Source organism: Streptomyces coelicoflavus (assembly GCF_003112555.1).
In the GTDB taxonomy this organism is placed as follows: domain Bacteria; phylum Actinomycetota; class Actinomycetes; order Streptomycetales; family Streptomycetaceae; genus Streptomyces; species Streptomyces coelicoflavus.
On the sequence record NZ_BEWB01000002.1, the window covers coordinates 1,061,315 to 1,072,223 of the forward strand.

Consider the following 10,909-nt stretch of genomic DNA (forward strand, 5'->3'; position numbering starts at 1 on the left):
TGACGGAAGGCAGGGGAGCGTGGCCGGACCGACCACCGCCGAGCGCGGTGCACGCCAGCAGGAGTCGTCCGGCCCGCCCCGGGTACGCCGGTTCCGCCCGCCCCGTCTTCGTACGATCATCATTCTCGCCGTCGCGCTCGTACTCGTCGCGGGCGGAACCCTCTGGGTGCTCTACGGCTCCAACTGGACGCGTCTGGAAGACGTGTCGGTCTCCGGAACCCGCGTGCTGACGCCCGCGCAGGTGCGCGAGGCCGCCGACGTGCCGGTCGGGGACCCGCTGGTCTCGGTCGACACGGAAGCGGTCGAGGCCCGGCTGCGCCGGGAATTGCCGCGCATTGACGAGGTCGTGGCGGAGCGTTCCTGGCCGCACGGAATCGGGCTGAAAGTGACGGAGCGTACTCCCGTCCTGATTGTGCAAAAGGGCGGAAAGTTCGTGGAAGTGGACGATGAAGGCGTCCGTTTCGCCACGGTTTCCAAGGCCCCGAAAGGCGTGCCCGAGCTGGAATTGGAACCGGCTCGTTCCGGATCCGCCGCGGCGAGCCTGCGCCGCTTCGACGACGACCGCCTGGTGCGCGAGGCGGTGCGGGTGGCCGGCCGGCTCCCGGACAGGGTCGCCCGGGACACACGGGTCGTCAAGGTCCGTTCCTACGACGACATCTCGCTGGAGTTGAGCGGCGGTCGGACCGTGTCGTGGGGGAGCGGTGAGCAGGGTGTGCAGAAAGCCCGCGCGCTCACCGCGCTCATGAAAGCGACGCCCGACGCGCGGCACTTCGACGTGAGCGTTCCCACCGCCCCGGCGTCATCCGGGAGTTGACGGGTATACGTGCAGGCCAGCACCCTGGTTGGGCAGCGCTACGGCTGATCACATAGGGTGAAAAGAAAAACGGGAGGTTCGGCGTGTTCGTTGAACGTGCGCCACTTGTCGACTTAGTGTCCTGTTCGGAAGAGTCCAAGGAACAGACACACTGGTAACCCTAAACTTCAGCGTTAGGGTTCGGGTCGGCGCTACGGACCGTCCCAATCGGCATCAGTCGTCGGGTCGCGGGGGCATCAGTGCTTCGGCGGTCGGGCGACACGTAACTCGAGGCGAGAGGCCTTCGACGTGGCAGCACCGCAGAACTACCTCGCAGTCATCAAAGTCATCGGTGTCGGCGGCGGTGGTGTCAATGCCATCAACCGGATGATCGAGGTCGGTCTCAAGGGCGTCGAGTTCATCGCCATCAACACCGACGCACAGGCGCTGTTGATGAGCGACGCCGACGTCAAGCTCGACGTCGGCCGCGAACTCACCCGCGGACTCGGCGCCGGAGCCAACCCGGCCGTCGGCCGCAAGGCCGCCGAGGACCACCGCGAGGAGATCGAGGAGGTCCTCAAGGGGGCCGACATGGTCTTCGTGACAGCCGGAGAAGGCGGCGGCACCGGCACCGGCGGCGCGCCCGTCGTGGCCAACATCGCCCGCTCCCTGGGCGCCCTCACCATCGGCGTGGTGACCCGCCCGTTCACCTTCGAGGGACGGCGCCGGGCCAACCAGGCCGAGGACGGCATCGCGGAACTCCGCGAAGAGGTCGACACCCTCATCGTCATCCCCAACGACCGGCTGCTGTCCATCTCGGACCGCCAGGTCAGCGTGCTCGACGCGTTCAAGTCCGCCGACCAGGTGCTGCTGTCCGGTGTGCAGGGCATCACCGACCTCATCACCACCCCCGGCCTGATCAACCTGGACTTCGCCGACGTCAAGTCGGTCATGTCCGAGGCCGGTTCCGCGCTCATGGGCATCGGCTCGGCCCGCGGCGACGACCGCGCGGTGGCCGCCGCCGAGATGGCGATCTCCTCGCCGCTGCTCGAGGCGTCCATCGACGGCGCCCGGGGTGTGCTGCTCTCCATCTCCGGCGGCTCCGACCTCGGCCTGTTCGAGATCAACGAGGCGGCCCAGCTGGTCAGCGAGGCCGCCCACCCCGAGGCCAACATCATCTTCGGCGCGGTCATCGACGACGCCCTCGGCGACGAGGTGCGGGTCACCGTGATCGCGGCCGGCTTCGACGGGGGCCAGCCGCCGTCCAAGCGGGACAACGTCCTCGGGTCCTCCTCGGCCAAGCGCGAGGAGCCCACCCCGGCCCGGCCGTCCGAGAGCCGCCCGTCCTTCGGCTCGCTCGGCAGCGTCAAGCCGAAGGAGGAGCCGGAGCCGGCCCCCGCGCCGGAGCCGGTCGCCGACCTGCCGGTCTCCCCGCCGCCGGTCCCGCCGTCGCGGACCTACTCGGACAGCGCGGCCGAGGAACTGGACGTGCCGGACTTCCTGAAGTGATAGGACAGCGCGACACCGTGAACGGCGCGCACTTCGGCTTCACCGACCGGTGGGGCGGAGTGAGCGCCGTTCCGTACGAGGAGCTCAACCTCGGCGGCGCGGTCGGCGACGACCCCGGCGCCGTCACGGCCAACCGGGAGCTGGCGGCCAAGTCGCTGGGTGTCGACCCGGCCCGGGTGGTCTGGATGAACCAGGTGCACGGGGCCGACGTCGCCGTGGTCGACGCGCCCTGGGGGGACCGTCCGGTCCCGCGGGTCGACGCCGTCGTCACCGCCGAGCGTGGTCTCGCCCTCGCCGTCCTCACCGCCGACTGCGTGCCGGTCCTGCTCGCCGACCCGGTCGCCGGTGTCGCCGCCGCGGCTCACGCGGGCCGGCCCGGACTGGTCGCCGGGGTCGTCCCCGCCGCCGTACGGGCGATGGCCGAACTCGGCGCGGAACCGGCCAGGATCGTCGCCCGCACCGGACCCGCCGTGTGCGGCCGGTGCTACGAGGTGCCCGAGGAGATGCGCGCCGAGGTGGCCGCCGTCGAGCCGGCGGCGTACGCCGACACGAGTTGGGGCACGCCGGCGGTGGACGTGAGCGCCGGAGTGCACGCACAGCTCGAGCGCCTCGGAGTGCGCGACCGGGCGCAGTCGCCGGTGTGCACCCGGGAGTCGAAGGACCACTTCTCGTACCGACGCGACCGCACCACCGGGCGGCTCGCGGGCTATGTGTGGCTGGACTGATGGGGCATGACGGACCGTAAGCAGGAAATCGCCGCGAACCTGGCGGCAGTCGAAGAGCGCATCACCGCCGCCTGTGCGGCCGCGGGCCGCCCGCGCGAAGAGGTGACCCTCATCGTGGTCACCAAGACCTACCCGGCCGACGATGTGCGCATTCTCTCGGAACTCGGCGTTCGCCACGTCGCGGAGAACCGCGACCAGGATGCCGCGCCCAAGGCCGCCGCATGTTCGGATCTGCCGCTTTCGTGGCATTTCGTCGGTCAGTTGCAGACCAACAAAGTGCGTTCCGTGGTCGGTTACGCGGACGTCGTGCAGTCCGTGGACCGGGCCCGGCTGGTCGCGGCCCTGTCGAAGGAGGCCGTGCGGACCGGGCGCGAGCTGGGCTGCCTCCTCCAGGTCGCGCTCGACGCGGGGGAGGGCGGGCGGGGAGAACGCGGCGGCGTCTCGCCCGACGGAATCGAAGAGTTGGCCGACCTGGTCGCCGGATCGGAGGGGCTGAGGTTCGACGGGCTGATGACCGTCGCCCCGCTCACCGGCGCGTACGCGGGGCGCCAACGGGCGGCGTTCGAGCACCTCATGGATCTGTCGACCTGCGTGCGCCGAACCCATCCGGCTGCCACCATGGTCTCCGCGGGGATGAGTGCGGACCTCGAGCAGGCCGTGGCCGCCGGAGCGACACATGTACGCGTCGGCACTGCGGTACTCGGAGTCCGACCCAGGCTCGGGTAACGTCGCCAAGAAGTCGGACCACAGCAGAAAATATGGTCATTACCGCCGAAAGGCGGACGCAACGACCTCGTGGATCGCAGGCACTTGGAGTCGTCAGCAGATCCACCACAGAGCGGAGGACTCAGAGCATGGCCGGCGCGATGCGCAAGATGGCGGTCTACCTCGGCCTCGTGGAGGACGACGGGTACGACGGCCGGGGGTTCGACCCCGACGACGACTTCGAACCCGAACTGGACCCGGAGCCCGAGCGGGATCACCGGCGCCATGAACCGGCGCACCAGTCACATGGTTCACATCAGCCCCAAAGGGACGAAGAGGTACGAGTCGTACAACCGCCCGCGCAGCGCGAGCCGATGCCCCGTTCCGCTTCGCTCGCGGCGGAATCGAGTCGTCCGGCGCGCATCGCGCCCGTGGCGTCCATCACACAAGAACGCGCAAGCCTGGAAAAGAGCGCACCGGTCATCATGCCCAAGGTCGTGTCCGAACGAGAGCCCTACCGGATCACCACGCTTCACCCCCGGACCTACAACGAGGCCCGTACCATCGGGGAACACTTCCGTGAGGGCACTCCGGTGATCATGAATCTCACTGAGATGGATGACACAGATGCGAAGCGACTTGTCGACTTTGCGGCCGGTTTGGTGTTTGGTCTTCACGGCAGTATCGAGCGGGTGACGCAGAAGGTGTTCCTGCTGTCTCCTGCTAACGTCGATGTCACGGCGGAGGACAAGGCCCGCATCGCAGAGGGCGGGTTCTTCAACCAGAGCTGAGACGCACCACCGGTACAGAGCAAGAACCCGGGCCCGACGAAGGGTCCGAGAGATGGTTCAGGGGAGAGGGAAGCACAGGTCATGAGCGTGGTCCTGGATGTCGTCTACATCGCGCTGATGTGCTTCCTCATCGTGCTCATCTTCCGGTTGGTCATGGACTACGTCTTCCAGTTCGCCCGCTCGTGGCAACCCGGCAAGGCGATGGTGGTCGTTCTTGAGGCCACCTACACTGTCACCGATCCACCGTTGAAGCTTCTGCGGCGGTTCATCCCGCCGCTGCGTCTCGGGGGCGTGGCGCTCGACCTGTCCTTCTTCGTACTGATGATCATCGTCTACATCCTGATCTCGATCGTGAGCCGGCTGTGATCGATGAGAGAGATACGGGCTTGCCGAATGCCGACGACAACGTTGAGGTGAAGAGATGCCGTTGACCCCCGAGGACGTGCGGAACAAGCAGTTCACGACCGTCCGCCTCCGAGAAGGCTATGACGAGGACGAGGTCGATGCCTTCCTCGACGAGGTCGAAGCCGAACTGACGCGCCTGCTGCGCGAGAACGAGGACCTGCGCGCCAAGCTGGCCGCCGCCACGCGTGCGGCCGCGCAGAACCAGCAGAACATGCGCAAGCCTCCAGAACCTCCGCAGGATCAGCAGCAGCCGCCGCAGCAGGGGCCGCCCCAGCACCAGCAGGGGCACCCGCAGCAGGGCGGTATGCCGCAGCAGGGCATGCGAGGTCCCGGCGCTCCGGTACCCGCCGGCATATCGGGCCCGCCGCAGCAGCAGATGGGTGGCCCCATGGGTGGTCCGCCCCAGCTGCCTAGCGGTGCCCCGCAGCTGCCCGCCGGTCCCGGCGGACAGGGTGGCCCGCAGGGTCCCGGCCCGATGGGGCAGGGTCCGGGGCCGATGGGCCAGGGCCCGGGTCCGATGCAGGGCCAGATGGGTCCCGGTCCGATGGGCGGCCCCATGGGTGGCCCGCAGGGCCCCGGTGGCCCTGGTGGTCCCGGCATGCCCGGTCAGGGTGGCCCCGGTGGCGACAGCGCCGCCCGTGTCCTCTCGCTGGCCCAGCAGACCGCCGACCAGGCGATCGCCGAGGCCCGTTCGGAGGCCAACAAGATCGTCGGCGAGGCCCGTTCGCGTGCCGAGGGTCTGGAGCGGGACGCCCGTGCCAAGGCGGACGCCCTGGAGCGGGACGCGCAGGAGAAGCACCGTGTCGCGATGGGCTCCCTGGAGTCCGCCCGCGCCACGCTGGAGCGCAAGGTCGAGGACCTGCGCGGCTTCGAGCGCGAGTACCGGACGCGGCTGAAGTCGTACCTGGAGTCGCAGCTGCGCCAGCTGGAGACGCAGGCGGACGACTCGCTCGCCCCGCCGCGTACGCCCGCGACGGCCTCTCTGCCGCCGTCCCCGGCGCCCTCGATGGCACCGGCCGGCGCGAGCGCCCCGTCCTACGGCGGCAACCAGTCGATGGGCAGCGGTCCGAGCCAGTCCGGTCCGTCCTACGGCGGGCAGCAGCAGATGTCGCCGGCGATGACCCAGCCGATGGCGCCGGTGCGGCCGCAGGGGCCGTCGCCGATGGGGCAGGCGCCCTCGCCGATGCGCGGGTTCCTGATCGACGAGGACGACAACTGAGCTGTGTCGGACTGACGTCCGGTAGGTAGTACGGCGTAGCCTTCGGCAACGTTCAGGGCGGGCCCCGGGTTTCTGACCCGGGGCCCGCCCTTTGGCGTGTGCGCTTCGAGGTGCGGGGCGTTGGTGGGGGCGCGGGGGTGGGGCGCTGCCCGGCGCCGGCGGGGTGCCTCCCCCGGTGCCTGAACGGCCTGGGAGGTACCCCCACCGCCCACCCGTGCCGCCCCAGCGGCACGACTGCCCGCAGCTGCGCGAAGGGCCCGCACCCCTGCAGGGATGCGGGCCCTTGTTGCTTCCCTTCGGTTACTGCTTGCGCAGGCGGAACACCAGGGACAGGCCCTCGTCCGTGAACGGTGCGCCGTACGTGTCGTCCGCCTCGCCCTGGGCGAAGTCCGTCGCCAGGACCTCGTCGGCGATCAGACCGGAGTGGTCGCTCAGGGCGGCGATCGTCGCCGGGTCCGTGGCCGTCCAGCGCAGGGCGATCCGGTCGGCGACGTCGAGGCCGCTGTTCTTGCGGGCCTCCTGGATCAGGCGGATCGCGTCCCGGGCGAGGCCGGCGCGGCGCAGCTCCTCCGTGAGCTCCAGGTCGAGCGCCACCGTCGCGCCCGAGTCGGAGGCGACCGACCAGCCCTCGCGCGGCGTCTCCGTGATGATCACCTCGTCCGGAGCGAGGGTGATCGTCTCACCGTCGACCTCCACCGACGCCGTGCCCTCGCGCAGCGCGAGGGACAGCGCGGCGGCGTCCGCGCCCGCGACGGCCTTCGCGACGTCCTGGACCCGCTTGCCGAACCGCTTGCCCAGTGCCCGGAAGTTGGCCTTCGCCGTCGTGTCGACCAGGGAGCCGCCGACCTCGCTCAGCGACGCGAGGGACTCGACGTTCAGCTCCTCCGTGATCTGCGTGTGCAGCTCGGGGGAGAGCGCCCCGAAGCCCGCCACCGCGATCAGGGCGCGGCTCAGCGGCTGGCGGGTCTTGACGCCCGACTCCGCACGGGTGGCCCGGCCCAGCTCGACCAGGCGGCGGACCAGGACCATCTGCTTCGACAGCTCCGGATCGATCGCCGTGAGGTCGGCCTCCGGCCACGAGGACAGGTGGACCGACTCCGGCGCGCCCGGGGTGACCGGCACGACCAGGTCCTGCCAGACCCGCTCGGTGATGAACGGGGTCAGCGGCGCCATCAGCTTGGTGACCGTCTCGACGACCTCGTGCAGGGTGCGCAGCGCGGCCTTGTCGCCCTGCCAGAAGCGGCGGCGGGAACGGCGCACGTACCAGTTGGACAGGTCGTCGACGAACGCGGACAGCAGCTTGCCGGCCCGCTGGGTGTCGTAGGCGTCCAACGCCTGCGTGACCTGGTCGGTCAGCGCGTGCAGCTCCGAGAGCAGCCAGCGGTCCAGGACCGGGCGGTCGGCGGGGGCCGGGTCGGCCTCGCTCGGGGCCCAGCCCGTGGTGCGGGCGTACAGGGCCTGGAAGGCGACCGTGTTCCAGTAGGTGAGGAGCGTCTTGCGGACGACCTCCTGGATCGTGCCGTGGCCGACCCGGCGGGCCGCCCAGGGGGAGCCGCCGGCCGCCATGAACCAGCGGACCGCGTCGGCGCCGTGCTGGTCCATCAGCGGGATCGGCTGGAGGATGTTGCCCAGGTGCTTGGACATCTTGCGGCCGTCCTCGGCGAGGATGTGGCCGAGGCAGACCACGTTCTCGTAGGACGACTTGTCGAAGACCAGGGTGCCGACCGCCATCAGCGTGTAGAACCAGCCGCGGGTCTGGTCGATGGCCTCGGAGATGAACTGCGCCGGGTAGCGGCTCTCGAACAGCTCCTTGTTCTTGTACGGGTAGCCCCACTGCGCGAACGGCATCGAACCCGAGTCGTACCAGGCGTCGATGACCTCCGGCACGCGCACCGCTTCGAGGGAGCAGCCCTCGTGGGTGCAGGTGAAGGTCACGTCGTCGATGAACGGACGGTGCGGGTCCAGGGCCGACTGGTCGGTGCCGGTCAGCCCGGTCAGCTCCGCGCGGGAGCCGACGACCGTGAGGTGGTCCTCCTCGCAGCGCCAGATGGGCAGCGGGGTGCCCCAGTAGCGGTTGCGGGACAGCGCCCAGTCGATGTTGTTGTTCAGCCAGTCGCCGTACCGGCCGTGCTTGACCGCGTCCGGGTACCAGTTGGTCTTCTCGTTCTCCTGGAGGAGACGGTCCTTGATGGCCGTGGTGCGGATGTACCAGGACGGCTGGGCGTAGTAGAGCAGCGCGGTGTGGCAGCGCCAGCAGTGCGGGTAGCTGTGCTCGTACGGGATGTGCTTGAAGAGCAGGCCCCGGGTGTCCAGGTCCTCGGTCAGCTTCTCGTCGGCCTTCTTGAAGAAGACGCCGCCGACGAGCGGGACGTCCTCCTCGAAGGTGCCGTCGGGGCGGACCGGGTTGACCACCGGCAGGCCGTAGGAGCGGCAGACCTTGAGGTCGTCCTCACCGAAGGCGGGGGACTGGTGGACGAGGCCGGTGCCGTCCTCGGTGGTGACGTAGTCGGCGTTGACGACGTAGTGGGCCGGCTCCGGGAAGTCCACCAGCTCGAACGGGCGCTGGTACGTCCAGCGCTCCATCTCGGCGCCCGTGAAGGACTGCCCGGTGGTCTCCCAGCCCTCGCCGAGGGCCTTCTCCAGCAGCGGCTCGGCGACGACCAGCTTCTCCTCGCCGTCGGTCGCGACGACGTAGGTGACGTCGGGGTGCGCGGCGACCGCGGTGTTGGAGACCAGGGTCCACGGGGTCGTCGTCCAGACGACCAGCGCGGCCTCGCCGGCCAGCGGGCCGGAGGTCAGCGGGAAGCGGACGTAGACGGACGGGTCGACGACCGTCTCGTAGCCCTGGGCCAGCTCGTGGTCGGACAGGCCGGTGCCGCAGCGGGGGCACCAGGGGGCGACGCGGTGGTCCTGGACCAGCAGGCCCTTGTCGAAGATCTCCTTCAGCGACCACCAGACCGACTCGATGTACTCCGGGTCCATCGTGCGGTACGGGTCCTGGAGGTCGGCCCAGTAGCCCATGCGCGTCGTGAGCTCTTCGAAGGCGTCGGTGTGGCGGGTCACCGACTCGCGGCACTTCGCGTTGAACTCGGCGATGCCGTACGCCTCGATGTCCTGCTTGCCGGAGAAGCCCAGCTCCTTCTCGACGGCCAGCTCCACCGGCAGGCCGTGGCAGTCCCAGCCGGCCTTGCGGCCCACGTGGTAGCCGCGCATCGTGCGGAAGCGGGGGAAGACGTCCTTGAAGACGCGCGCCTCGATGTGGTGGGCGCCGGGCATGCCGTTGGCGGTGGGCGGGCCCTCGTAGAACACCCACTCCGGGCGGCCCTCGGACTGCTCCAGGCTCTTGGCGAAGATCTTCTGCTCGCGCCAGAAGTCGAGCACCGCGTGTTCGAGCGCGGGCAGGTCGACCTGGGCGGGTACCTGGCGGTACTGAGGCGTTGTCATCAGCGAGCTTCCTCCGGCGGACGTGCTGCCTTCCGTCGGAGGGACGAGAGCCGTGCTCCCGCGGTACCACCCTCCTTGGCCCGGCCGGCGCGTCGTGTGCTCCGGTGAGCCCCCTCATTGGGGTCGCGAACCGGCTCTACTCACCGTGACCGTCCTGCCACGGCTTTCTTCCGGCGGCTCCGGGGTGATCTTCACGTCGCGCTCGCCCCCGGGCTCACACCGTCCCCGGGTCGCTCTGGGCTGCTGACGCCGCTACTCGTCCCCATCCACGCTTTTCGCTGCGCCCAGTGTACGGCGCCGCGCGGACAGCGGCCGACCGGTTTTGGCGTGACCCGAATGCCGCCGTCCGGGTGCCGGCTCGCGGAGGGGGCGGCCGGGGGCGATCCGCCGGATTACCGGGCGGGGAGCTGGGCACAACGCATGCATGCTCGCCGCGCGGTGCACGGTGGGCGGCGAGTCGGGCGGCGTGCCCCGTTGCCGCGGGACCGGAGTCGATTTATCGTCCCAGCACGATTCGCGCGCAAGATCACAATATGTGAAGGGGCCGCGGCCATGGTGGCGAAGAAGAAGACGACGGCCGCGAAGCGGAGCGCCGCCGAGGAGAGCGCCGCGGAGCAGGACCCGGAGGAGAAGGCGGCGGCGAGCAAGAGCCCGGCGAAGAGGGCCGGGGCGAAGACGGGCCCGGAGGGGAAGACCGCGGCGAAGAAGACCGCGGCGGGCGGAAGCACGGCGAAGAAGAGCACGGCCAAGAAGAGCACCGCGAAGAAGAGCACGGCGAAGAGCACGGCCAAGAAAGTGGGCGCGGCCGAGGCCGCGGAGCAGACGGGAGCCACGACGGTGGTTGCGAAGAAGACTCCTGGCACGGCCACGGCGGCCAAGACCGCTGTCCCCAAGGCCCGCGGCACCGCCGCCGCGGACCCCGGTGACCTGGCGGTACGCCCCGGCGAGGAACCCTGGACCCCGGAAGAGGCCGAGGAGGCGCGCGGCGAGCTGCAGTCCGAGGCCGACCGGCTGCGCACCGAGATCGACACCTCCGAGCGGTCGCTCCAGGGCATGATGCGGGACTCCGGCGACGGCGCGGGCGACGACGAGGCCGACACCGGCAGCAAGAACATCACGCGCGAGCACGAGCTGGCGCTGGCCGCCACCGCGCGCGAGGTGCTCACCCAGACCGAGCGCGCCCTGGACCGCCTGGACGCGGGCACCTACGGCCTCTGCGAGAACTGCGGCAAGCCGATCGGCAAGGCGCGGATGCAGGCCTTCCCGCGGGCGACCCTGTGCGTCGAGTGCAAGCAGAAGCAGGAGCGCCGGTACTAGT

Annotated in this window: 9 protein-coding genes; 8 read left to right on the forward strand and 1 reads right to left on the reverse strand. The window is 70.2% G+C overall.

All coding sequences use genetic code 11. The annotated features are described in order from the left end of the window. Positions 1 to 19: 19 nt before the first annotated feature. The 7 genes from ftsQ (at position 20) to divIVA (ending at position 6,147) form a co-directional block, all read left to right on the forward strand. Positions 20 to 814 carry a cell division protein FtsQ gene (ftsQ, locus tag Sco07f_RS04995; protein WP_087791393.1) on the forward strand — a complete coding sequence of 265 codons (795 nt, stop codon included), beginning with the start codon at positions 20 to 22 and terminating at the stop codon, positions 812 to 814. Between the two features lie 288 nt (positions 815 to 1,102). Then, entirely contained in the window at positions 1,103 to 2,302 is a 1,200-nt protein-coding gene (gene ftsZ, locus Sco07f_RS05005; RefSeq protein ID WP_007448665.1) for a cell division protein FtsZ, read from the forward strand. After that, on the forward strand, positions 2,299 to 3,027 hold the full coding sequence (gene pgeF / locus Sco07f_RS05010) for a peptidoglycan editing factor PgeF (protein WP_007448664.1): 729 nt from the start codon (positions 2,299 to 2,301) through the stop codon (positions 3,025 to 3,027). Before ftsZ ends, pgeF begins: the two co-directional genes overlap by 4 nt. A 6-nt stretch (positions 3,028 to 3,033) precedes the next feature. Then, on the forward strand, positions 3,034 to 3,753 hold the full coding sequence (locus Sco07f_RS05015; protein ID WP_108987045.1) for a YggS family pyridoxal phosphate-dependent enzyme: 720 nt from the start codon (positions 3,034 to 3,036) through the stop codon (positions 3,751 to 3,753). Between the two features lie 128 nt (positions 3,754 to 3,881). Next, positions 3,882 to 4,523, forward strand: a complete 642-nt coding sequence (locus Sco07f_RS05020; protein WP_007448662.1) for a cell division protein SepF — start codon at positions 3,882 to 3,884, stop codon at positions 4,521 to 4,523. A gap of 81 nt (positions 4,524 to 4,604) precedes the next feature. Continuing rightward, entirely contained in the window at positions 4,605 to 4,889 is a 285-nt protein-coding gene (locus Sco07f_RS05025) for a YggT family protein (RefSeq protein WP_007448661.1), read from the forward strand. Positions 4,890 to 4,944: 55 nt separating this feature from the next. Continuing rightward, a complete protein-coding gene (gene divIVA, locus Sco07f_RS05030; protein ID WP_054103366.1) occupies positions 4,945 to 6,147 on the forward strand; it encodes an apical growth/hyphal branching protein DivIVA in 1,203 nt (400 codons plus the stop codon). A 300-nt stretch (positions 6,148 to 6,447) separates the two neighbouring features. On the opposite strand, the gene ileS is transcribed toward divIVA, so the two are convergent. Next, positions 6,448 to 9,591 (reverse strand): isoleucine--tRNA ligase, encoded by a 3,144-nt coding sequence (gene ileS / locus Sco07f_RS05035; protein WP_108987046.1) that lies wholly within the window; start codon positions 9,589 to 9,591, stop codon positions 6,448 to 6,450. A 552-nt stretch (positions 9,592 to 10,143) separates the two neighbouring features. Between ileS and Sco07f_RS05045 the strand changes: the two genes are divergently transcribed. Further along, entirely contained in the window at positions 10,144 to 10,908 is a 765-nt protein-coding gene (locus tag Sco07f_RS05045) for a TraR/DksA family transcriptional regulator (RefSeq protein WP_108987047.1), read from the forward strand. The last annotated feature ends 1 nt before the right edge of the window (position 10,909 follow it).

What these genes read in the sequence shown, in the direction of transcription:
- divIVA (WP_054103366.1), top strand. Translation starts at nt 4,945, where the DNA reads ATGCCGTTGACCCCCGAGGACGTGCGGAACAAGCAGTTCACGACCGTC.
- Sco07f_RS05020 (WP_007448662.1), top strand. Translation starts at nt 3,882, where the DNA reads ATGGCCGGCGCGATGCGCAAGATGGCGGTCTACCTCGGCCTCGTGGAG.
- ileS (WP_108987046.1), bottom strand. Translation starts at nt 9,591, where the DNA reads ATGACAACGCCTCAGTACCGCCAGGTACCCGCCCAGGTCGACCTGCCC.
- Sco07f_RS05045 (WP_108987047.1), top strand. Translation starts at nt 10,144, where the DNA reads ATGGTGGCGAAGAAGAAGACGACGGCCGCGAAGCGGAGCGCCGCCGAG.
- Sco07f_RS05015 (WP_108987045.1), top strand. Translation starts at nt 3,034, where the DNA reads ATGACGGACCGTAAGCAGGAAATCGCCGCGAACCTGGCGGCAGTCGAA.
- Sco07f_RS05025 (WP_007448661.1), top strand. Translation starts at nt 4,605, where the DNA reads ATGAGCGTGGTCCTGGATGTCGTCTACATCGCGCTGATGTGCTTCCTC.